At 39.5% G+C, this 22,096-nt stretch carries 20 protein-coding genes; 16 read left to right on the top strand and 4 right to left on the bottom strand.

Annotated features, from left to right (window positions below; genetic code table 11):
* Positions 1-57: 57 nt before the first annotated feature.
* The 3 genes from ACEW8O_RS03665 to ACEW8O_RS03655 form a co-directional block, all read right to left on the bottom strand.
* Complete coding sequence (locus ACEW8O_RS03665) at positions 58-1,251, bottom strand: hypothetical protein (protein WP_373493270.1); 1,194 nt, start codon at positions 1,249-1,251, stop codon at positions 58-60.
* A 154-nt stretch (positions 1,252-1,405) separates the two neighbouring features.
* The gene (locus tag ACEW8O_RS03660) at positions 1,406-2,038 is read right to left on the bottom strand and encodes a response regulator (RefSeq protein WP_373493269.1); all 633 of its coding nucleotides are present in this window, start codon (positions 2,036-2,038) and stop codon (positions 1,406-1,408) included.
* A 57-nt stretch (positions 2,039-2,095) separates the two neighbouring features.
* Positions 2,096-3,964 (bottom strand): ATP-binding protein, encoded by a 1,869-nt coding sequence (locus ACEW8O_RS03655; protein WP_373493268.1) that lies wholly within the window; start codon positions 3,962-3,964, stop codon positions 2,096-2,098.
* A gap of 217 nt (positions 3,965-4,181) precedes the next feature.
* Between ACEW8O_RS03655 and ACEW8O_RS03650 the strand changes: the two genes are divergently transcribed.
* From ACEW8O_RS03650 to ACEW8O_RS03630, 5 genes are all read left to right on the top strand, one after another.
* Positions 4,182-5,270, top strand: coding sequence for a BamA/TamA family outer membrane protein (locus ACEW8O_RS03650; protein ID WP_373493267.1), 1,089 nt, complete (start codon positions 4,182-4,184; stop codon positions 5,268-5,270).
* Positions 5,271-5,599: 329 nt separating this feature from the next.
* Positions 5,600-6,061 carry a YdeI/OmpD-associated family protein gene (locus ACEW8O_RS03645; protein ID WP_373493266.1) on the top strand — a complete coding sequence of 154 codons (462 nt, stop codon included), beginning with the start codon at positions 5,600-5,602 and terminating at the stop codon, positions 6,059-6,061.
* A 92-nt stretch (positions 6,062-6,153) separates the two neighbouring features.
* Positions 6,154-6,984 (top strand): fumarylacetoacetate hydrolase family protein, encoded by an 831-nt coding sequence (locus tag ACEW8O_RS03640; RefSeq protein ID WP_373493265.1) that lies wholly within the window; start codon positions 6,154-6,156, stop codon positions 6,982-6,984.
* Between the two features lie 105 nt (positions 6,985-7,089).
* Positions 7,090-8,172 (top strand): sensor histidine kinase, encoded by a 1,083-nt coding sequence (locus ACEW8O_RS03635; protein ID WP_373493264.1) that lies wholly within the window; start codon positions 7,090-7,092, stop codon positions 8,170-8,172.
* The gene (locus ACEW8O_RS03630; RefSeq protein WP_373493263.1) at positions 8,147-8,866 is read left to right on the top strand and encodes a LytR/AlgR family response regulator transcription factor; all 720 of its coding nucleotides are present in this window, start codon (positions 8,147-8,149) and stop codon (positions 8,864-8,866) included. The genes ACEW8O_RS03635 and ACEW8O_RS03630 overlap by 26 nt, the downstream gene beginning before the upstream one ends.
* Positions 8,867-9,033: 167 nt before the next feature.
* Here the strand turns inward: ACEW8O_RS03630 and ACEW8O_RS03625 are convergent, their stop codons facing one another.
* Complete coding sequence (locus ACEW8O_RS03625) at positions 9,034-9,198, bottom strand: DUF1328 domain-containing protein (protein WP_373493262.1); 165 nt, start codon at positions 9,196-9,198, stop codon at positions 9,034-9,036.
* Between the two features lie 202 nt (positions 9,199-9,400).
* Here ACEW8O_RS03625 and ACEW8O_RS03620 point away from each other — a divergent pair, with 202 nt between their 5' ends.
* From ACEW8O_RS03620 to ACEW8O_RS03570, 11 genes are all read left to right on the top strand, one after another.
* Entirely contained in the window at positions 9,401-11,041 is a 1,641-nt protein-coding gene (locus ACEW8O_RS03620; RefSeq protein ID WP_373493261.1) for an acetolactate synthase large subunit, read from the top strand.
* Positions 11,038-12,438: an aldehyde dehydrogenase family protein gene (locus tag ACEW8O_RS03615; RefSeq protein ID WP_373493260.1), complete on the top strand. Its 1,401-nt coding sequence runs from the start codon at positions 11,038-11,040 to the stop codon at positions 12,436-12,438. The genes ACEW8O_RS03620 and ACEW8O_RS03615 overlap by 4 nt, the downstream gene beginning before the upstream one ends.
* Before the next feature lie 189 nt (positions 12,439-12,627).
* The gene (locus ACEW8O_RS03610; protein ID WP_373493259.1) at positions 12,628-13,191 is read left to right on the top strand and encodes a DUF177 domain-containing protein; all 564 of its coding nucleotides are present in this window, start codon (positions 12,628-12,630) and stop codon (positions 13,189-13,191) included.
* 17 nt (positions 13,192-13,208) lie between these two features.
* A complete protein-coding gene (rpmF, locus tag ACEW8O_RS03605) occupies positions 13,209-13,400 on the top strand; it encodes a 50S ribosomal protein L32 (RefSeq protein WP_194976875.1) in 192 nt (63 codons plus the stop codon).
* A gap of 275 nt (positions 13,401-13,675) precedes the next feature.
* Positions 13,676-14,674 (top strand): beta-ketoacyl-ACP synthase III, encoded by a 999-nt coding sequence (locus ACEW8O_RS03600; protein ID WP_373493258.1) that lies wholly within the window; start codon positions 13,676-13,678, stop codon positions 14,672-14,674.
* A 27-nt stretch (positions 14,675-14,701) separates the two neighbouring features.
* Positions 14,702-15,265 carry an elongation factor P gene (efp, locus tag ACEW8O_RS03595; protein ID WP_373493257.1) on the top strand — a complete coding sequence of 188 codons (564 nt, stop codon included), beginning with the start codon at positions 14,702-14,704 and terminating at the stop codon, positions 15,263-15,265.
* Positions 15,266-15,366: 101 nt separating this feature from the next.
* Positions 15,367-15,837, top strand: a complete 471-nt coding sequence (gene accB, locus ACEW8O_RS03590; RefSeq protein ID WP_373493256.1) for an acetyl-CoA carboxylase biotin carboxyl carrier protein — start codon at positions 15,367-15,369, stop codon at positions 15,835-15,837.
* A 25-nt stretch (positions 15,838-15,862) separates the two neighbouring features.
* A complete protein-coding gene (accC, locus tag ACEW8O_RS03585; protein ID WP_373493255.1) occupies positions 15,863-17,218 on the top strand; it encodes an acetyl-CoA carboxylase biotin carboxylase subunit in 1,356 nt (451 codons plus the stop codon).
* A gap of 96 nt (positions 17,219-17,314) precedes the next feature.
* Positions 17,315-19,948: a valine--tRNA ligase gene (locus ACEW8O_RS03580; protein ID WP_373493254.1), complete on the top strand. Its 2,634-nt coding sequence runs from the start codon at positions 17,315-17,317 to the stop codon at positions 19,946-19,948.
* Positions 19,949-20,166: 218 nt separating this feature from the next.
* Complete coding sequence (locus ACEW8O_RS03575) at positions 20,167-20,547, top strand: hypothetical protein (RefSeq protein ID WP_373493253.1); 381 nt, start codon at positions 20,167-20,169, stop codon at positions 20,545-20,547.
* An 8-nt stretch (positions 20,548-20,555) separates the two neighbouring features.
* Positions 20,556-21,851, top strand: coding sequence for a hypothetical protein (locus ACEW8O_RS03570; RefSeq protein ID WP_373493252.1), 1,296 nt, complete (start codon positions 20,556-20,558; stop codon positions 21,849-21,851).
* Positions 21,852-22,096: the final 245 nt, after the last annotated feature.

Genomic DNA, 22,096 nt, shown 5'->3' with positions numbered 1-22,096 from the left:
GATTATATTAAAAAATATGGGATAAAACACATATTAGGATTTCACCTATACTTTTTTTCATGCCCCGATCGTAACCTGACCGACCTGATTACTGACCCGCCCACAGACATCCACCAGTGTAAGTATATAGCTACAACCAGACTGCATTTGTGCCAAAGGAACCAATATCGTAAGCTTGGTTCCACTTTCAGAATGCACTGGACCAATAGTAGCCAAAGTACAACCGGTACTTCCCTGTGGGGAAAATCGTGCTTCCGGATACCAGTTGAGGCCTTTTCCGGTCAAAACAATCTCGGGATTGCCCGCTGCGCTATAAGAAAATGACCTTTGGGTAAATGTGCTGTAAGAACGATCAGGGAATGAGGACACTGGGTAAGTTAATTTTTCAGAAGATTTAGTGGTACCATCAATAACCGCAACAAAATCCATCATATTGGCAAAGCGACCTGTAAGTACAGGGTCGGCAGTGGCACAATTGCCATTGGCGAATTCTATTGGAATTACGAATTTATAACTGTCGGCACAATTGGTTGGGCCTGTTGATTCCACTTTAGTCAGGGGTAAGTAAACACCATTAACGAGCAGTTTCATTTTTTTATCTATTCCTGAACTTGCTCCATAAAGACCAACACCAGGGATACTGATTTGGTTTTCAAGTTCCTTTCCAGGAATCATCCCTGCTCCTTTGTAACCTGAATTGGAATAACATATTTCGCGGATATGCGGAATTCCAAGCAGCTTGACCTTCTCAGAAACAGCTGTTTTCCCATTTACAGTCACGCTGATATTTGGATTGATTACCCCACAGGCCCTATTGTTTGAATTTTCTGAAGCAGTTTTATATGGAATCTTTATGGTCAGAGATGTGGCAGTTGCTCTTAGCACAGTTGCTTTTCGCCAGCCAGTAGAGTCAGCCCTGTTATCAGATGAACAACTCCCAAATGCAGCTGTTTCATTTTTGAGCCAAACAAAATTGTCCTCAAGTTTGGTAGAGAAACCCTTACCTGTTAATGTCAACTCATCGCCCCAGAAAATGAATTCGGGAGATGTAGCTGTTACTTCAACACTAACTATTGGATTAGGGTTATTTGGGTTATTTGTATTAGGATTGTTAGGGTCCTGCTCTTCTGCACATCCAATCAATCCGACTAGGGAAATCCCTAAACCCAATAAATTAAAAATTATCTTTTTCCCATACTTTACTTTTGCGAAGGAATCCTCAGATTTTGAAGAAGCACTGAAAGTTTTCATCTTGTTGAAATTAAGTGACAATAAAATACCATTCTAAGCAAAGCCCCTAATTTTAAAACAATCATCATAATGTTTGCCTGATCTAAAATTCAGAATTTCAAATGTCCCTGTCAATACCATAAAAGGGGGATGTCAAAAAGCGGTTCAAAAAAAATCAAACCAATTTCTCATTAAGTGCTTTACTAATAGCTTCCCCTTGGGAATGAACATGCAACTTGTCATAAATCCGCTTGGTATGGGTTCGAACAGTTTCGAAACTAATGCCCAGATCAGCTGCAATAAGCTTAAAACTGTTACCCCTTGCCAATGAACCAAGGATTTCCTTTTCCCTATCTGAAAGCATATACAGGTTTTTGGATTTTTGTTCATGCAACTGATTGATAACGAGCCTTGCAATGGAAGGACTCATAGGTGCCCCCCCTTTTAATACCTCTTCAATTGCCCCTACCAGCCTATCAGAAACATTCCTTTTTAACAAATAACCGTTTGCGCCTGCCTTCAAGGCATCAAAGACATGAGAGTTGTCATCAAAGACCGTCAGCATGATTATCTGTACATTCTGATCATATTCACGAATTTGTTTTACAGCCTCTACCCCATTGATACCCGGCATGTCAATATCCATCAAAACCACATCTGGCCGACCTTTGATCACTGCTTCCCTGACTTGGCCTGCATCTCCAAAATCCCCCACGATGGTATACTCCTCCCTTAGCATCAACAACTGACATAGACCTTCTCTGAGGCTACTATTGTCTTCAAAAATCAAAATCCTGATAGGTATCATGGCAGAATTGTAAGATGTTGAATTTAAGATAAAAGCTTCATAAAATAAATACCGCAATCAGGTGATTGGAACTTCCAAACTGATCAATGTTCCGATTTCCTGATTAGATCTTATGGACAATTTGCCACCAATTTGACCTGTTCTGTCCTTCATGTTTCCCAATCCATTGCCTTTGTCCATTGCCTTTTCCAAGTCGAAGCCTTTCCCATTATCTTCTATTTTCACCAACAGATTTTTATCCTTAAAAACTGTTGTAATCTCAACTTCCGAAGCCATGCTATACTTCACACAATTATTCACAGCCTCCTTGAAAATCAAGTAGATGTTTTTCCTTAAAATGGGATTCAGAATGAATTCAGGAGAAATATCCTCATGATTAAAAGAATATTGAATCCCTAATGGCTCAAGGATTTCTGCTGCAAAATCTTTCATCCTGTAAACCAATTTTTCCAGACTGTCATTGTTGGGGTTTATAGACCAAACGATATGGGCCAAATTATCCATAATAGACCTTGTGTTCAGTTGGATTTTTTCCAATTGTTTCGCCACTGTTTCTGTTTCATCCACTTTCAATAGGGCAATACGGCTATTTACATCAATGCTTGATAAGGTTGATCCTATTTCATCATGAAGGTCACTTGCGATCTGATTTCTTAGTACCTGCTCATTTAATTTTTGTTTTAACCGATATCTGTTAAATGTCAGATAGGCCAAAGCCAGACTGAACAAAAAGAGAAAAAAGGTGAAATATTGGAATTGCAATCTTCTTCGGGCAATGACATTTTCCAATTCAACATTTGATTTTAGTAGGGCGATTTCCTGTTCCTTTTTTTCTGACTCATATTTCTCTTTGAGTTCTGCCAAAATCTGAACCTGTTTTTGCTGTTCGAGTTTTTCTTTAAGGACCAAAGAATGGTTCAAATGAGCATAAGCTTTCTGCCATTGTCCTGTCTCTTTATACAATGATGCCAGTTCACTTGATGCATCAAACTGGTAACTGACAAAATCCAGACTATCAGCAATACGCAATGCACTGTTGAGAAAATATTCAGCTTGAGGGTATTGCTGTAAAGCTATATGGGTTTTCCCAACAACCATTGCCTCATAGGCGACATCAGCCATATTTCCCAGTTTCCCAAAGAGATTAAAAGAGAGAATATAGTGGCCCAAAGCCTCTTGATATTCCCCCTTTAAAAAATAGCTGTCCCCCATATGTTCGTTGACCATTGCCAATTGATATTCGTTGTTTTCTGATCCTTCTATCAAAGCCAAGCATTTTTTCAAAACAGAAAGACTACTGTCTGCAAGATTTATCTTTCTCAATAAAATACTGAGACTGATAGCTGTATTCACAGATCTTCTGATGTCACCTTGCCTTTCAAATCCGGATATTGCCTGTTTAAAATAATCTACTGAAAGGTCAATATCCCCTTGTTCCCTGTACAATATTCCCAATAACCTTTTGGTATCTGTTTGAAGGGGCAGGTCTTGAAGTTTTGTGGAAAGCGAGTCCGCTTCCAAAGCGAAATAAAGCGCTTCCCCAAACCGGGATTGCTTTGTCAATACTTCCGTAAGATTAATGTTTACCCTGGCAATATCATAGGTGGAAGATTCCTCCATAAAAAGTAGGCGGGATTTGTTCAGGTAAAGCAGGGAGGAATCCAATTGTCCTTTGTGCATCAAAACCCAACCCAAAGCATTAAAGGAATTAGCCTCTCCCCTTTTAAATGACAATTTTTGTGCTTCTCCCAAAGCATCTTTTGCCAAAAAATAAGCCGAATCAGAGTTGGCTGAAGCCAATTCAAAGGCTTTCGATGCTTTTTGAAGGATCAATGAATCAGCATCTTGTGCAAATCCAACTTGAGAGACCCCTCCTGTCAAAGCCATCACGGAAAAAACCCTGAACAAATACCTTATTTTCTCCATAGTTATACATGGAAAAGATACAAAATTCTTCAATCCAAAAAACAGCAATGGTGGAATTACGTGTTAAAAAAGCATTATTGAATAAAGATAATAGCTCATTCCTACCAGATTAGTATTGCCGTAGTCTGTATATGTTAAATGTCAATCATGCGACAAAAACTCTTTCTTTCCGTTTGGTTATGCTCCGGCATCACATTTTATGCGTATATTTTTCGGTATGGATTCATTCAAGATTTTATTGGTATTTGTTCTTGTGTTTTTTTCCAGTGATCAACTCCAGGCACAAACTGACAGTACATCCCAAAAGCCAACCTTTGCCGTCTTACCCCTAGTGTATTTTACACCGGAGACCAGTTGGGCCTTTGGAGTAGGTGCAGTCAGCAATTTCAAAATGGGAGGCAGCAGCGAAAATACCTTTGAAAGTCAGGTAGCAGTTGGATTTGCCTATACACTTTTTGACCAAGTGTTATCCTTTAGCAGTTGGAGATTGTTTACAAAGGAAAACAAAAACCTGTTTGCCGGAGAGTTGGGATGGTATGATTATGTATTTTTCTTCTATGGAACAGGCAATGAAGTCAGGGAAGAAGACAGAGAATCATTTGATGCCAGATTACCGAGACTTCGCTTTGATTATCTGAGAAAAGTCTCCGGAAATTTATATGCAGGGTTCCGGTATCATTTTGACAATTTTGATATCAGAAGGGTTGAACCATCCGGGCTATTGGAGTCCGGAATATACAATGGCCTGGAAGGCGGGACAGTCAGCGGTATTGGCCCCATGCTATATTATGACAGCAGGGACAGTCAGCTATACCCAACCTCAGGTACCTTTGCGGAAAGCAGTCTTCAGCATTTCAATTCAGCCATTGGCAGTGAATTCCGGTATTGGAGGTGGGTGGTGGATTTTAGAAAAGTCCATCAGGTCAAAGAAAACCAGCATTTTGCCTGGCAGGCCTATTCCGAAATCCAGGCCGGTGACCCACCATTTTTTTTATTATCCCAAATGGGCGGTAACCGTTTGATGAGGGGACTGTTTGAAGGAAAGTTCAGGGATAACAATATGGCTGCCATACAGGGAGAATACCGATGGAAATTCCTGCCCAGGTGGGGATTGGTAGGATTTGCAGGTCTGGGAAATGTATATTCCAACGATCTTCCCTTCCAAATCCAAAATACCAAAGCTACTTATGGACTTGGGGGAAGGTTCAAGCTGAGCAAGCGCGAAAAGCTCAATCTCAGATTGGACCTTGCCCATTCTCCTGGCGAAGAATTCAGGTTTTATCTTACTTTTGGGGAAGCTTTTTGATTTGTGTTTAGTTTACAACCTTCGGTATTGAATTGGAAATCGAAACCCAATTTAACATTGACTCACTAAGCAATATTATCATTCACCACTTTCCAAAATACTTCTGGCGTCAGGGGTTTGTTTGCAAATTCTTTCACAATAGGTATCTTGGCAGCACGATCTCGGTCATCAGGATTAACATTGGTGGCAGGCAAAATCACAACGGCCCGCTCATGAATATCACTTGTTACAAATCTAACTAAGTGAAGGAGATTAATAGAAAAACATGAGACTTAAAGGAATTAAATTTTATAAATTTAGAATTAAATTAAATTGAGTCTTTTCTTTAAATGAAAAAAAGCCCACTAACTGACAAAAACTATTTATTGGAAAAATTCCCTGGAAAAGGCGGTTGGACTTATGCGCTTATTCCGGAAGTGCCAATGGAAAAAAGATTTCCTTTTGGTTGGATGAAAGTCAGAGGACATATCGAAAATTTTCAATTGGATAATTATAAACTGATGCCATTTGGAAATGGTCGCTTGTTTTTACCTGTGAATGCAAAAATCAGAAAAGCGATAAAGAAAGAAGCAGGGGATTATGTTCACATACAACTTTTTGAAGATGAAAGACCTCAGGGAATTCCAGAAGAAATCTTGAATTGTCTTAAAGATGCTCCCAAAGCGATGTCCAGATTTTTGGAGCTGCAAGATTGGGAACAAAAGCTTTATATAGAATCAATTTTGGATGCCAAAAAACAGGACACCCAAGTCGAAAGAATCGTCAGGATGATAGAAAAACTCGATTATTAAAAATGAAAAAAAATATAATCTTCATTAATTGAATTGTCTAAAAAACTTTTCCAAAAAAAAATCACTCTCAATAAACCTACATACCTATCCTTATGAAAATCTATAAATCCTCAAACAACATCATCATCGAATCAGATGGCAAACATTACCTCTCGGATTCAAAAGACTGGAATTCTTTGGTAAATCAGGAAAACCTTTACCAAAAACTCAAAGAACAGGTTAAGGCCTCAAAAGAAATCAATTGGACAGAAGAAATGCTTCAGGCACCCATTGGCACCCAAGAAATCTGGGCCGCGGGTGTCACTTATTTTAGAAGCAGGGAAGCAAGGATGGAAGAATCCAAGGACAGCGGTGCCGATGTGTTTTATTCCAAAGTATATGAGGCAGAAAGACCTGAATTGTTTTTCAAATCCACACATTACCGGGTAGCCCATCCGGGAGGAAAAGTCAATATCCGTAAAGATTCAAAATGGAATGTGCCCGAACCTGAACTGACCCTGTTCATTAATTCATTAGGTAAGATTGTTGGTTACACCATAGGAAACGACATGAGCTCAAGGGATATAGAAGGCGAAAACCCACTATACCTTCCACAGGCAAAATGCTACGATTTCTCTGCTGCAATTGGGCCTTGTCTCCTGATTCCGGAAAAACCGATAGATCCGGACAGCAAAATCCTGATGAAAATAGAAAGGGATTCAAAAACAGTTTTTGATGGAGATATTTCCATCAACCAAATGAAAAGAGGACATGATGAATTGGCAGGATTTCTTTTCAGGGAAATGAGTTTTCCCGATGGGGTATATTTGATGACAGGAACTTGTCTGGTACCGGATGATAGCTTCACCCTGCAGATCAATGATAAAATATCCATTGAAATCGATGTTATTGGAGTGCTTGAAAATTATGTCAATATGGCCTGATTTTCATTCATCCATTTATTAATGCAACCCTGTATTTCAAGGTTGAAAAAATATGTTCTTTTGTGTTTTTTGTAAGGTGTTTTATAGTTCAAATAATTACTTCGTATGCAGCGAATCAACCTTACAAAAACCCAAAAATATTGGTTATGGCAAATATTGGGATGGAGTTCCATCATCTTTGTAGAAACAATTAACTATACTTTTTTTATATTAAGAAGGTTTGATTGGAATTTTGTGTTTCAATTTGCAAAACTCTCATTATCTGGATTGTTGGTGTCGCATTTTTACAAAATACTTTTTATCAAACCTTCTCTTTTTGAAAAAAGTCTTTCCCGAATTTGGTTTAGGGCACTGTCTGATACTTTCATGATCACATTGATAATGGTGTCGGTTTTCTATCTTCCTCCGGTCATTGCCAATTTTGATAAAATCCCTCTCAAAGCTTTCATTATAGATTTTCTTGGGCAGAATATGAATGTGGCGAGATATGTCGTGGTATGGATAATCATCTATTACCTCTACCACATACTAAACAGCAACAAGGAAATCTCTGAACAAAAACTGATCATGGAAAACCTGATCAAAACTTCCGAACTAGAATTGCTGAAATCCCAATTGAACCCACATTTCCTTTTCAATGCCCTCAACAGCATCAAAGCATTGGTATTGATAGATGCCGATAAAGCGCGAGAGGCAATTATCAAACTCAGTGAACTTTTGCGTTTTACCCTTAATTATGAAAAAACTCCTCTGATCAATCTTTCCGATGAAATCAATGAGGTGGTAAAATACCTTGAACTGGAAAAAATAAGATTTGGAGACCGTTTGGATGTAAACATTGACCTTGAGGCAGAATCTTTGGATGCAAAAGTCCCTCCTGCTATGGTCCTCACACTTGCTGAAAATGCTATCAAACATGGCATCAATCATTTACCTGATGGTGGAGTAATAAGAATCACCTCTTCCATTTCATCCAAAATGTTTAAAATTGAAGTGACTAATCCAGGTGAACTAAAAATCGGCGGGAATAAAGGAATTGGGCTAAACAATATCAGAAAAAGACTCAAAAGTCTTTTTGGGGAAAATGCCGAAATCAATCTCAGCAATAAATTTCCTGACCAAATATCAGTAACCATCATTTACCCACTAACTTATACAGGCCATGACAAAGAAATATTACATCGTTGATGATGAAATTCTGGCAATCCGGGAACTCGAAACCTTATTGCTTCCCTACCCAAAATTGGAATTGATAGGAAAAAGTGAAAGAGTTTCCAAAGCAATATCCGATATCAATACGCTTAAACCGGATTTAATATTTTTGGATATAAACATGCCAGGAATGGACGGATTTGAATTATTGGGTAAACTGGAAGAAGTACCTGAAGTCATCTTTGTAACCGCATATGATGAATATGCCATCAAAGCCTTTGAAGTCAATGCATTGGATTATATTCTTAAACCCATCAACCCTGATAGGCTCAAAGATGCCATATTAAAGGTGGAAAAAAGGATTAAGGATTTCATTCATAGTTCTCAGGATAAACTAGGTCTTGAAAAAAAGATTTTTATTAAAGATGGAGAGAAATGCTTCTTTGTTCCGGTAAAGGATATTTTCCTTATCGAAAGTGAGGGAAATTATGTCAAGGTTTATTTTGAAAACAAAAAACCCTTACTGCATAAATCTCTCACCTACATGGACAGTAGGCTTCCTGAGGAGGTATTTTTTAGGGCAAATAGGCAATTTATCATTAACCTGAATTTTGTCAAAAACATAGAACCATACTTCAACAGTACCTTGTTATTAGAAATGAAAAATGGACAGAAAATAGACCTAAGTCAGCGACAAAGTGTAAAATTCAGGGAGTTGACCGGAGTTTGATTTTGTTTGATTATGATTAACCCGTATAGATTCCTTCCTTATTTGACCACATGGCTATTGGGATCACAAATACTTTCACTGAAATTTCCAAACTTCAATGAAGCTACAGGAAATAGGCGAAATGTCTTCATTTCGGATAGTTTTATATCGAATGCTCTTTATGGGGATCAAAACCCGCTGACCAACCCTATAATTAAGGTGATCAAGAAAATCACAAGGAAGATATAGAAAACAAATTTAGCGATCGCAGCAAAACCTTTGGCTATTCCGGTAAAACCAAGTATTGCAGCAATCAGCGCAATGACTAAAGCGGTGATGACAAATGACAACATATTTTTGTGGTTTAAGGTTAGAGGAATTAATAGTTAAAATCAAAATATTCTTTTAAAACTACAAATTACTGACTAAACCTTAAAGAAAAAAATATTTTTATTTTCGAATCAAAACAAATAAAATTCATTTTTTAAGCAATCAATCTCACTAAATTGTGGTTGTATGTAAAAGCAAGTTTTTAATTACTACTAATAATCAACCATGAAAGCTTCAGATCTTTTTGTCAAAGCCTTAGAAAATGAGGGAGTAGAGTACATATTTGCCGTCCCAGGGGAGGAAAATCTTGACTTTCTCCAATCCTTAAAGAATTCAAAAATCAAATTAATCCTTAACCGGCACGAACAAGGTGCAGGTTTTATGGCGGCCACTTACGGCAGATTGACCGGTAAGCCCGGGGTTTGTTTGGCCACCTTGGGACCCGGTGCTACCAACCTTGTTACCCCCGCTGCCTATGCCCAATTGGGAGGAATGCCCATGATAATGATCACCGGTCAAAAACCGATCAAAACAAGCAAACAGGCCCGGTTTCAGATTATTGACGTGGTCGATATGATGCGACCCATTACCAAGTACACCAAACAAATCGTTAACAGCAATAGCATTTCTTCCAATGTAAGGGAGGCTTTCAGACTGGCCATAGAAGAAAAACCCGGAGCTGTTCATCTGGAATTCCCTGAGGACATCGCTCAGGAAGATTGTGATGACAGTGTATTTGAGGTGGTGGGACATATCATTCCAAAACCGGATGATAAGGCAATTGAAAAAGCGGTAGAAATGATCGGTGAATCAAAAATGCCATTACTGCTGATCGGTGCCGGTGCAAACCGAAAAGTTACCTGTGAGGCACTTCATGAATTTGTGGACCATACAGGGATTTACTTTTTCACCACCCAAATGGGAAAAGGTGTCATAGATGAAAGACATTCCCAGTATTTGGGGACAGCGGCCTTGTCCAGCAATGACTTTCTCCATGTTGCCATTGAGGAAGCTGACCTGATCATCAATGTGGGACATGATGTCATCGAAAAACCGCCGTTCTTTATGAAAAACAACGGTAAAAAAGTCATCCATGTCAATTTTTCTCCTGCACAAGTGGACCCTGTATATTTCCCACAATTAAATGTGGTAGGGGATCTCACAAATTCAGTCAAAAAATTAACCGAACATACAACTGTTCAAAAAAACTGGGATTTTGATTTTTATAAAAAGGTCAAAAAGGAAGTATCAGAACACTTATCAAAATATTTTCTTGATGATAGGTTTCCCATGTTGCCGCAAAGACTTGTCAATCTACTAAGGAAAAAACTGGATTCGAAAGACATCATCACATTAGATAATGGGATATATAAATTATGGTTTGCCCGAAATTACACCTGCCATCAACCCAACACCCTCTTGCTTGACAATGCTTTGGCATCTATGGGTGCAGGCCTTCCATCAGCCATGATGGTCAAAATGCTTTATCCTGAAAGAAATGTGGTAGCAGTGGTCGGAGATGGAGGATTCATGATGAACTCGCAGGAAATAGAAACATCTGTTCGGTTGGGTCTTCATTTGACTGTCATTATCCTTAATGACAACGCTTATGGAATGATCAAATGGAAGCAAGAAGATATGGGATTTGAGGATTTTGGTCTGGATTATAAAAATCCCGACTTCGTCATGTATGCCGAGAGCTATGGAGCAAAGGGGCATAGACCTAAAAACGATGCTGATTTTCAAGAAATCCTCAACCACTGTCTTGATAATAAATCTGTACATATCATTGATCTACCTGTCGATTACTCGCTTAACCACCCCATATTGAATGTCATGTTAAAAGAAAAATCTAAAAAGCTATGAGCAATACCCAAACCTTAAAAGTCTTCTCTCCATTCGACAAGACGTTGATCCATGAAATCCCAATGGATGGGAAAAAAGATGTGGAAAAAGCTTTGAGGAAAGCACAGGAACTATTTTTGAACCGCTCCAAATGGATACCACCGTACGAAAGGATTGCCATTCTTGAAAAGGCAGCCGAGCTGATGAAATCCGAATTGGAAGAACTGACCAAAACAGCAGCCTCTGAAGGAGGAAAACCATATCAGGATTCCAAAGTAGAAGTCCTACGTGCCATTAATGGCGTAAAAATCGCAGCAGCAGAAATAGGCCGGCTCAATGGAGAACAAATTCCCATGGGATTGACGCAAGCCTCAGCAAATAGAATCGCATTTACCACAAGGGAGCCAATTGGGGTTGTTGCTTCAATTTCCGCCTTCAATCACCCTTTAAACCTAATAGTACATCAAACAGTGACGGCCTTTGCAGCAGGATGCCCTGTGATCGTAAAGCCTGCTTCGAATACCCCATTATCTTGTCTGGCATTTGCGGAAATACTGCACAAAGCCGGGGTACCAAAGGATTGGGTTCAGGTATTGATCATCGACAATGAATCCTCTGAAATCCTCGCCACAGATAAGCGTGTCGGGTATCTTTCATTTATCGGTTCAGCAAATGTCGGTTGGTACCTCAAATCAAAATTGGCACCAGGGACAAGATGTGCCTTGGAACATGGCGGAGTTGCTCCGGTCATAGTAGAGCCTGATGCGGATTTCAAATCCATGGTTCCTGCACTTGTCAAAGGTGGCTTTTATCATGCCGGACAGGTCTGTGTATCTGTTCAGAAAGTATTTGCCCATGAATCCATCGCCAAGGAACTTGCCGATGAAATCACCAAAGCTGCTGCTCAATTAATTGTCGGAGATCCTTTGGATAAAAACACGGAAGTTGGTCCTTTGATTTCTGAAAAGGAAGTTGAACGTATTCATGAATGGGTTTTGGAAGCAGAGAAAAGTGGCGGGGAAATACTTTGTGGTGGCAAGAAGATTTCGGATACCTGCTATTCACCAACTGTTATTTGGAACCCATCCAAAGATACCAAAGTCTCCAAAGAGGAAATATTCGGTCCTGTTGTATGTGTCTATCCATATAATGACAGGGAAAAAGCCATTCAGGAAGCCAATAGCCTGGATTATCATTTTCAGGCAGCCGTATTTACCAAAGACCTGGATATAGCATTTGATACTGTTCAAAAGCTCAATGCAACAGCTGTTATGGTCAATGACCATACTGCTTTCCGTGTGGATTGGATGCCTTTCGGTGGCAGAGATGCCTCAGGGGAAGGATTGGGAGGTATCCCCTACTCCATGCATGAAATGACCCGGGTAAAATTGATGGTGGTAAAAAGCAAATATTTATAAGCTTTAAAATCATTAAAGACCCTAAATTATAAGCCTCAAATCCCTGAACAATAAATTTTGGAGACTGATATCTAGCGTTTTGTCCTGATATCGGAATTAAGATCTGTTTCCGTTCAAATTATTTTGAAGCCAAATTTTATTTTACCAAGCATTTCCCTAAATTTGCGGTCTTGAAAAGCAGGAGGAGTCGTGAAATTCTTAAGAGCCTACGATATTGATATCATTAAACTAAAGGAAGGCAAGTATGCTTTTTCTTTTGAAGTGAAAGATGAGTTCTTTAAATTTCACGAAGCTGACGACTGGGTCAACGGATCCGATCTCACTGCAAATGTGACGGTTACAAAAACCGCTTCATTAATGGAAGCAGATTTTGATATTGCCGGTACCATCAAATTGACATGTGACAGAAGCTTGGAAGAATTCGATCATCCAATGGAAGTGGCCGAGAAAGTCATTTACAAATATGGACTGATCGAAGAGGAAATAAGCGAGGATGTGTATATGATAACCAAGGATACCCCGAGCATCAATGTCGCACAGTTGATTTATGAATTCATTTTATTGGCCATTCCTGCCAAAAAAATCCATCCGGATTATATTGGGGAAATGGATGAGGATGAATTTGAAGAAGAAGGTAGCTTGGTCTATCTTTCGGATGAAATTGATTCGGATGAATCTGGAGATGAAAATACACCAGAGAAACCCGCAGACCCCAGATGGGAAATATTGAATAAATTAAAGAAAAAAGATTAATCTAAAATAGCATTGAGATGGCACATCCTAAACGCAAAATTTCGAAAACCAGAAGAGACAAAAGAAGAACGCATTATAAGTTAACTGCTCCAGGTCTTACACAATGTCCTACCACAGGTGAATTCCATTTACCGCACAGAGCTTATTGGCTTGATGGGAAACTGTACTTCAAAGGACAGGTTGTTATTGAGAAGGAAGTTCTTGCTTAATCATAGCACTAATTAACTTAATTTAGAATCCATTCCGGAACCTTCCGGGATGGATTTTTATTTTCCTGATTTCTTCCCAAATCATTAATTTCAAAAAGCTATCTTTGCTTAAAAGCATTCAAAAACCAAAAAACTTTGGTGAAAATGCGCTTTTTAGATAATTTTGAAACCTTGATAATAATACAATCAGACTGATCAATATATATTTGCCGAATTACATCAAAGCCAAGTGGAGTGGTTCACCTAATCTCCAACGAGCTTTAAACAACCATTGAATGAAAAAAACCAGAGCAGTCATTACCGGAGTTCATGGATGGGTCCCAGACTATATTTTGACCAACCGAGAGCTGGAAACCATGGTGGACACCAATGATGAATGGATCATAACCAGAACAGGTATCAAGGAAAGAAGAATCCTTAAAGGAGAAAATAAAGGTACTTCCATCATCGGAATCAATGCAATCAAAGGTCTCTTGAAAAAGACAAATACAGATCCTGAGGATATCGACCTTATCATTTGTGCCACTGTTACACCGGACATGCCCTTTCCTGCTACTGCTAACATTATTGCTGATGGAGTTGGTGCGACGAAAAGCTATAGCTTTGATATTTCTGCTGCTTGCTCGGGATTTTTATATGCCCTGACCATGGGCAGCCAGTTTATAGAAACAGGAATGCATAAAAAAGTGATCGTCGTCGGTGCTGATAAAATGTCATCTATCATTGACTATCAGGATAGAGCGACCTGTATCATTTTTGGCGATGGTGGAGGGGCTGTTCTTCTAGAGCCTACCACAGAAGAAGTTGGCGTCATGGACTCTTTATTACATTCGGATGGTTCCGGTGCACCATATCTTCATATGAAAGCCGGAGGAAGCCGAAAACCTGCAACCATAGAAACCATTTCCAGTAGAGAGCATTATGCATTTCAGGAAGGCTCTTCGGTATTTAAATTTGCGGTCACAAACATGGCAGAAGTAAGTGCTAATATAATGGCAAAAAATAACCTAACTGCCGCAGATGTTGCATGGCTGGTACCTCATCAGGCCAATAAAAGGATAATTGATGCTACTGCAAACAGGATGGGTATTGGTCCTGATAGGGTTATGCTGAACATAGAAAAATATGGCAATACCACCGCGGGAACTTTACCACTTTGCCTGTGGGATTATGAATCCCATCTCAAAAAAGGAGACAACATTATCCTGGCTGCTTTTGGCGGTGGATTTACATGGGGAGCGATATACCTCAAATGGGGCTACGATCCAAAATAAACGAAACAATTAACCTAAATATTTGAAATGGCAAGTACCGCAGATTTTAAAAATGGATTATGTCTTGAAATGAACAACGACATTTATTCCATAGTAGAATTTCAGCACGTCAAACCAGGGAAGGGTGCTGCATTTGTCAGAACCAAATTGAAAAGCCTGAATACAGGAAAGGTGCTGGACAAGACTTTTAATGCAGGAGAAAAAGTGACCACAGCAAGAGTGGAAAAAAGACCACATCAGTTTATCTTCGCAGATGACTTTGGTTACAATTTCATGGACACTGAAAGTTTCGAACAAATCCCTATTTCTGAAAATCTGATTGAGAGATCAAATCTCCTAAAAGAGGGTCAAATAGTGGATATTCTTGTTCATGCAGAAACCGAAACGCCACTTTCTGTCGAACTTCCTCCTTTTGTCGAGCTGATGATTACCTATACTGAACCAGGTATAAAGGGTGATACAGCAACTAATGCGATGAAACCGGCCACCTTGGAAACAGGGGCTGTTGTCATGGTCCCATTGTTTGTTGATCAGGATATCATGATCAAGGTGGATACAAGAGATGGATCTTACTCCGAAAGAGTAAAATAACTTTAAAAAGCTGTTTAAATTTGTTAATATATTCAGCTTCATTATTTAATTTCAAATCAAGACCAATTTACCAAAAGGATTTCTATAAACTAAAACGCATCATGAAAGCAAAAGAAATACAGGATTTAATAGACTTCATTTCAAACTCAGGGCTTGCTGAAGTGAAAATCGAAACAGACGAATTCAAACTTTCTATAAAGAAGTATTCAGAAGCGCCACCGGCGGTAAAACCTGAAGCCACGCCAATTGCTGCTCCGGTCGCAGCAGCACCTACTGCGCCGGCTCCTGCAGCACCTGCACCGGCTGCGGCCAAAGAAGATAATTCCAAGTTGCTGGAAATCAAATCCCCTATGATCGGAACATTTTACCGCACTTCCAATCCTGATACTGATCCATTTGTCAGTGTGGGAGATATGGTTTCAGCCGGTGATACAGTATGTATCATTGAGGCCATGAAACTTTTTAATGAAATCGAATCTGAAGTTTCTGGAAAAATAGTTAAAGTTTTGGTTGAAAATGCCACACCTGTGGAATATGACCAACCATTATTCTTAGTAGATCCAGCTGGATAATTTTGTTTCACTAACCCGATTTACCGTGTTTAAAAAAATATTAATAGCCAATAGAGGAGAAATTGCCTTAAGAGTGATCCGAACCTGTAAGGAGATGGGAATCAAAACGGTGGCAGTATATTCTACAGCCGATAAGGACAGTCTTCATGTAAGATTTGCAGATGAAGCCGTTTGTATCGGTGCTCCTCCAAGTAAGGAGTCCTATCTAAATATTCCCAGAATTATTGCCGCTGCTGAAATCACCAATGCAGATGCCATTCACCCAGGTTATGGATTTCTTTCAGAGAACGCTGAGTTTTCAAGGATTTGTGAGGAATATGGCATCAAGTTTATAGGTGCAAGTCCTGAAATGATCAATAAAATGGGTGACAAAGCTACTGCAAAAGCAACCATGAGACTCGCAGGAGTCCCTACTATTCCAGGGTCGGAAGGATTGATGGAAAATATGGCCCATGGAATAAAATTAGCCAACGAAATGGGCTATCCGGTTATTCTTAAAGCCACTGCAGGTGGTGGTGGGAAAGGAATGAGAATTGTCCGACAAGAAAGTGAATTCAAAAAAGCATGGGATGATGCCAGACAGGAATCCAGTGCTGCTTTTGGAAATGATGGTTTATATCTTGAAAAGTATGTGGAAGAACCCCGGCATATCGAGATTCAGATAGTTGGGGACAGCGACGGTAACGCCTGCCACCTTTCTGAAAGGGATTGCTCAATTCAAAGAAGACATCAGAAACTGGTTGAAGAAACCCCTTCACCATTTATGACTGATGATCTAAGAGAAGCTATGGGAAATGCTGCCATTAAAGGCGCTGAGGCCATCAAATACGAAGGTGCAGGAACAATCGAGTTTTTGGTGGATAAAGACAGGAATTTCTATTTCATGGAAATGAATACCAGGATTCAGGTAGAGCATCCTATAACAGAAGAAGTCACTGATTTTGACCTGATCAAGGAACAGATAAAGGTAGCTGCAGGAGATAAAATCTCCGGTAAAAACTATTACCCGAAATTGTTTGCCATGGAATGCCGTATCAATGCGGAAGATCCATGCAATGGTTTCCGTCCAAGTCCGGGGAAAATTCTCAACCTACACATGCCCGGAGGCAGAGGAGTCAGGGTAGACAGTCATGTTTATGCCGGTTATGTTATTCCTCCAAATTATGACTCCATGATCGCTAAACTGATTGTCAGTGGGCAAACTAGAGAAGAAGTCATTGTCAGAATGAAAAGAGCCTTGGAGGAATTCGTAATTGATGGTATCAAGACCACCATTCCATTCCATATTGCCTTATTGGAAGATCCTGAATTCAAAGCAGGGAATTTTACCACTAAGTTTCTGGAGACTTTTGATTTCTCCAAGATCAAAAAACCGAATTGAAACAGTTATCTATAACATATTAGAGCCGGGGAGTTTTCTTCGGCTTTTTTTTTATCTTAATTTTGCGCCTTGAAGTTTTAATTACAATTTTAACCTATGTCATTAGCTACCAAATATAGCCCTGAGTCAGTTGAAGCAAAATGGTATGCCTACTGGATGGAAAACAGATTTTTTTCCTCTAAGGTAGATCATAGCAAAGAACCTTATACCATTGTCATTCCACCACCAAATGTCACGGGGGTGCTGCACATGGGCCACATGCTCAATAATACGATTCAGGATGTATTGATCCGAAAAGCGCGGATGGAAGGAAAAAATGCCTGTTGGGTTCCCGGTACCGATCATGCATCGATCGCTACAGAGGCTAAGGTAGTGGCGATGCTCAAGGAAAGGGGTATTGACAAAAAATCTTTGACACGGGAGGAATTTCTAAAATATGCCTGGGAATGGAAGGAGAAATATGGTGGTATCATCCTGGAACAGCTTAAAAAATTAGGGGCCTCCTGTGATTGGGACCGGACCAAATTCACCATGGACCCTAACCACGTCGATGCTGTTATTGCTGTTTTTGTAGATCTTTACAACAAAGGCAAAATCTATCGTGGAATCCGAATGGTCAATTGGGATCCTCAGGGAAAAACAGCCCTTTCAGACGATGAAGTAATTACCAAGGAAATATCCTCCAAGCTATACTATATCCATTACAAAATCGAAGGGGCTGAAAATGATTACCTAACAATAGCTACAACACGTCCTGAAACCATCATGGCAGATGTGGCCATTTGTATCAATCCCAATGACCCCCGATTTACCTATCTCAAAGGAAGGAAGGCTATTATCCCATTGATCAACAGGGCCATTCCTATCATTGAAGATGAGTATGTGGACATGGAATTCGGTACAGGATGTCTCAAAGTTACCCCTGCCCATGATGTCAATGATTATGAGCTGGGAATAAAGCATAAACTTGAAGTCATAGACATTCTCAATGACGATGGCACCTTGAATGAAAAAGCCCGGATTCTTATTGGTGAAGACCGGTTCATAGCAAGAAAGAAGATAGGTAAATTATTAAATGAGGTCGGGCAACTCGAAAAGATTGAAGATTATAAATCCAATGTCGGGCATTCAGAGAGAACTGATGCAGTGGTTGAACCAAAGCTTTCTTTGCAGTGGTTTCTGAAAATGGAGGATATCACCAAGCCGGCATTGAGTTCGGTCATGGATGACATCATTCAACTACATCCACCCAAATTCAAAAACATGTACCGTTCATGGATGGAGAATGTCAGGGATTGGTGTATATCAAGACAATTGTGGTGGGGACATCAGATACCTGCATATTACCTTCCAAACGGTGAATTGGTAGTGGCCAGGACAAAAGATGAAGCATTGCAAATTGCCAATGACAAATTCAACAAAAGTTACACGTTTGAAGACCTAAAGCAGGACGATGATGTGCTTGACACTTGGTTTTCAGCTTGGTTATGGCCTATTGCTGTGTTTGATACCGATGTATTCTCTACAGGAAACAAAAACGAAGACCTCAAATACTACTACCCTACCAATGACCTGGTCACTGCACCTGAAATACTGTTTTTCTGGGTAGCCAGAATGATCATCTCAGGCTATGAGTACATGGGGGACAAACCATTCAGAAACGTATACCTGACAGGGATTGTAAGGGATAAGCTCGGCAGAAAAATGTCCAAATCTTTGGGAAATTCACCCGATCCACTTGAACTGATCAAAAACTTCGGAGCTGATGGAGTCAGAACAGGAATGCTGTTCAGTTCGCCCGCCGGCAATGATCTGCCTTATGATGAGAAACTGGTCGAACAGGGAAGGAACTTTGCCAACAAAATCTGGAATGCCTTCCGATTGGTAAAGGGCTGGGAGATTGATGAATCGCTATCCGGTGAAAGCAACAAAGCATCCATTGATTGGTTTGAAAACCGCTTCAATGAAGCATTGACGGAAATAGAAGACCACTTCAGCAAGTTCCGTATTTCGGATGCCCTGATGGCAACCTATAAATTGGTTTGGGATGATTTCTGTTCCTGGTACCTTGAAATGATCAAACCAGCCTATCAGCATCCAATCGATCCGGAAACCTACAACAAAACAATTATTTTCTTTGAAGAAATACTTAAAATCCTTCATCCTTTTATGCCATTCCTGACAGAGGAATTTTGGCATCAAATTAAAAAGCGAAATACCGATGAAGCCCTGATTGTAACTGATTGGCCCAAAGCCCTAGATTTTGACAAAATTCAGATTGAAAATGCCAATCAGGTATTTGAATTGGTCTCACAGGTAAGAAATATCCGTGCATCTAAGGGGATTTCTCCCAAAGAAGCTTTCTCTCTTACTATTAAAACCAACAATCCGAATCTCTATCAGAGTTTTGACTCGGTTTTGAAGAAACTGGCAAACCTGACAGAGGTTTCATTCGGAGACTCTTTGGAAAATGCTGTAAGCTTTGTCGTCAAGTCCGATGAATGTTTTATCCCCATGGAAGGTCGGGTCAATTTGGAAGAAGAATTAGAAAACATCCGCAAAGAACTGGAATATACCAAAGGCTTCCTGAATTCGGTTTTGAAAAAACTCAGTAACGAACGCTTTGTAGCAGGTGCCCCTGCTGCGGTAGTGGAAAATGAAAAGAAAAAACTGTCAGATGCAGAAGCTAAAATTAATGCATTAGAAGAAGCCCTCTCCAAATTGGGTTAAAGGAATAAAGAAAGTCATCCTGTCACATAAGGTTGGAGGATGACTTCATCTTTATTTTATTTTTAATATCCGCTTATTTTCATTTGAATATTTAAAAAAAGCTGAAAATCTGAAAACATTTTCTTAATCTCAATATCTTAGTATCTATTTAAGGATAATAAGAGAGTCTAAAATAGTCTCTAATACTACAATATTGTCAACCACTAAATTTTTAAAATATGGCAAAATTCTCAGACAGTGCCCAGCTAAAAACAACATCAAGGACATCCATTTTCATAGATCTATTCTCAGGATACGGACAACCTTCTACTACATCCATTCATCTGAAAAATGCCCAAGGTCAGGAAGAGGAACTGATGAATTTTGATGGAAATGTTGAAAATGTCGAAATCGGAACTGTAAGAAAACTCAAATACAACAAAATTGAAATCAGAACAACGATACACGATGTGCATGACAATCCCATTGAGAAAGTTGATATCTCCCTTAACATCAGGGTATATGATGAAGATGCCAATGTGGCAGAAACCAATTTCTCCATGAAAACAATAGGGATGGGGACTATTATCTATTCAGATTTCCATGTGACCATTTTCTAATTATCGGCATGAGGATTATACTAATATTTCTATCAGTATTTGTTGTTCTAAAGGCCAACGGACAAAATGAGGTGGATACAGTACTGAAGGAAGTTAAGGGGATCAAACTTGACCTATTGAAAACCCCAACAAACCCTTCTTTTCAGCTGATGAATTCTTCTGCCACTGAAATTATTGAGCCGGGCATGACACCAGAATTTTTTACCTCCATCCAAAATGCCTCCAATAATTTCACCTCTCTTCCCAATAACCTGGCAATCGCATTTACGCCTTTTTGGTGGGGAAAACAAGCCAAAAACCTGAGTTTCGAAAAGGATTTTTCAGAAACCAATCGGTTGAATTTTACCAGAACCTTAACTGTTTCGGCCGGCATGCTTAACGGCGTACAACAGGATCAGAGTCTCAGCAGATTTTCTCTTGGCTTTCAATCAACACTTTTGAGGGGGAAAGTAGATAAAGTCAAAAAAGATATTTACTTCAAAATGCTTCAATCTATAGGAAACAAGTATTTTGAAGATCAAAGATTGGCACTTCAGTCAGATCCGAATTATTTGAAACTGGAAGCTGAATCTTTTAAAATCCTGGATAGTTTACGGGTATTGAGTGTGATAGAACCAAATGATTCGATCACTGATGAAACATTGAACGGCATGATGGATAGTCTTGAAGATACCTATGAAAAAATAGACAATCAACTCTTGGAGTTAAGAAGGGCTATCAGTGCAAAAATACAAACCATAGAAAGCTCACCTGAATTGGACAGACTATTCAATTCCATGAATGAAAGGTATGGCTTCAAATGGGATTTGGGGGGTGGTTTGGCTTTCAACACTACTGAATTCAACCTGAACAATACCGGAATTTACCGCATAGGACTTTGGTCAAATTTTGGCGGGAACCTTTCCAAACTAAATTCCGGAAACTCCAGGCTATCCATCTTTTTCCTCACCCGCTATTTTTACTTCAAAGAGATTTGGTATGAAAGAGGGGACAACTTCGAAATGATCCCAAATCTGCACACGGTTGACATGGGAACAAAATTGCAATTACACGTTGCAGGAAAATTTTCACTTGCCGCTGAATCTATTTTCAGATCGGATATTTCCCAAAGTATATTTGAAAATACCCACAAAATCAACGGCATTGCCCAATACCAATTTGGAAAAAACAGAGTGCTATATACCTCCTTTGGTAACGACTTCAATGACAATTCCAACTTCGGCCCACAAAATCTCATCATCACCTTTGGTGTCAATCTGGGCTTCGGCGAGGATATTGACATAAAGGGCCTTACGATGAAATAACCCCTATCAAGTAAAGTATTTACTTTCCCATAATTTGGATAACCTACCTTTGCAAAGCTTTTGGCATGCAGGCAAAATATTTTTTCTCCTCTCAACAATTACCATCTTCCAAATCACAGGAACTTCCATCCTGATTTTCCACCACCTCCAAAATTGGATTAGTCTTCACAAAATCCTTCCAGGCCTTTTCAATAGTTTCAACAAAAACTTCTTTAGGTTGGGCGCCTGAAATACCATATTTCCTG

The organism is Aquiflexum sp., from assembly GCF_041749095.1.
Classification (GTDB): Bacteria; Bacteroidota; Bacteroidia; order Cytophagales; family Cyclobacteriaceae; genus Aquiflexum.
This window is presented reverse-complemented; position numbering and strand designations above follow the sequence as displayed.

Excerpts from the sequence above, each read along its gene's own strand:
- ACEW8O_RS03650 (WP_373493267.1), top strand. The coding sequence starts at position 4,182 with ATGGATTCATTCAAGATTTTATTGGTATTTGTTCTTGTGTTTTTTTCC.
- ACEW8O_RS03630 (WP_373493263.1), top strand. The coding sequence starts at position 8,147 with ATGACAAAGAAATATTACATCGTTGATGATGAAATTCTGGCAATCCGG.
- ACEW8O_RS03570 (WP_373493252.1), top strand. The coding sequence starts at position 20,556 with ATGAGGATTATACTAATATTTCTATCAGTATTTGTTGTTCTAAAGGCC.
- ACEW8O_RS03575 (WP_373493253.1), top strand. The coding sequence starts at position 20,167 with ATGGCAAAATTCTCAGACAGTGCCCAGCTAAAAACAACATCAAGGACA.
- ACEW8O_RS03645 (WP_373493266.1), top strand. The coding sequence starts at position 5,600 with ATGAAAAAAAGCCCACTAACTGACAAAAACTATTTATTGGAAAAATTC.
- ACEW8O_RS03640 (WP_373493265.1), top strand. The coding sequence starts at position 6,154 with ATGAAAATCTATAAATCCTCAAACAACATCATCATCGAATCAGATGGC.
- ACEW8O_RS03580 (WP_373493254.1), top strand. The coding sequence starts at position 17,315 with ATGTCATTAGCTACCAAATATAGCCCTGAGTCAGTTGAAGCAAAATGG.
- ACEW8O_RS03635 (WP_373493264.1), top strand. The coding sequence starts at position 7,090 with ATGCAGCGAATCAACCTTACAAAAACCCAAAAATATTGGTTATGGCAA.
- ACEW8O_RS03620 (WP_373493261.1), top strand. The coding sequence starts at position 9,401 with ATGAAAGCTTCAGATCTTTTTGTCAAAGCCTTAGAAAATGAGGGAGTA.
- ACEW8O_RS03665 (WP_373493270.1), bottom strand. The coding sequence starts at position 1,251 with ATGAAAACTTTCAGTGCTTCTTCAAAATCTGAGGATTCCTTCGCAAAA.
- rpmF (WP_194976875.1), top strand. The coding sequence starts at position 13,209 with ATGGCACATCCTAAACGCAAAATTTCGAAAACCAGAAGAGACAAAAGA.
- ACEW8O_RS03600 (WP_373493258.1), top strand. The coding sequence starts at position 13,676 with ATGAAAAAAACCAGAGCAGTCATTACCGGAGTTCATGGATGGGTCCCA.
- ACEW8O_RS03655 (WP_373493268.1), bottom strand. The coding sequence starts at position 3,964 with ATGGAGAAAATAAGGTATTTGTTCAGGGTTTTTTCCGTGATGGCTTTG.
- accB (WP_373493256.1), top strand. The coding sequence starts at position 15,367 with ATGAAAGCAAAAGAAATACAGGATTTAATAGACTTCATTTCAAACTCA.
- efp (WP_373493257.1), top strand. The coding sequence starts at position 14,702 with ATGGCAAGTACCGCAGATTTTAAAAATGGATTATGTCTTGAAATGAAC.
- ACEW8O_RS03660 (WP_373493269.1), bottom strand. The coding sequence starts at position 2,038 with ATGATACCTATCAGGATTTTGATTTTTGAAGACAATAGTAGCCTCAGA.
- ACEW8O_RS03625 (WP_373493262.1), bottom strand. The coding sequence starts at position 9,198 with ATGTTGTCATTTGTCATCACCGCTTTAGTCATTGCGCTGATTGCTGCA.
- ACEW8O_RS03615 (WP_373493260.1), top strand. The coding sequence starts at position 11,038 with ATGAGCAATACCCAAACCTTAAAAGTCTTCTCTCCATTCGACAAGACG.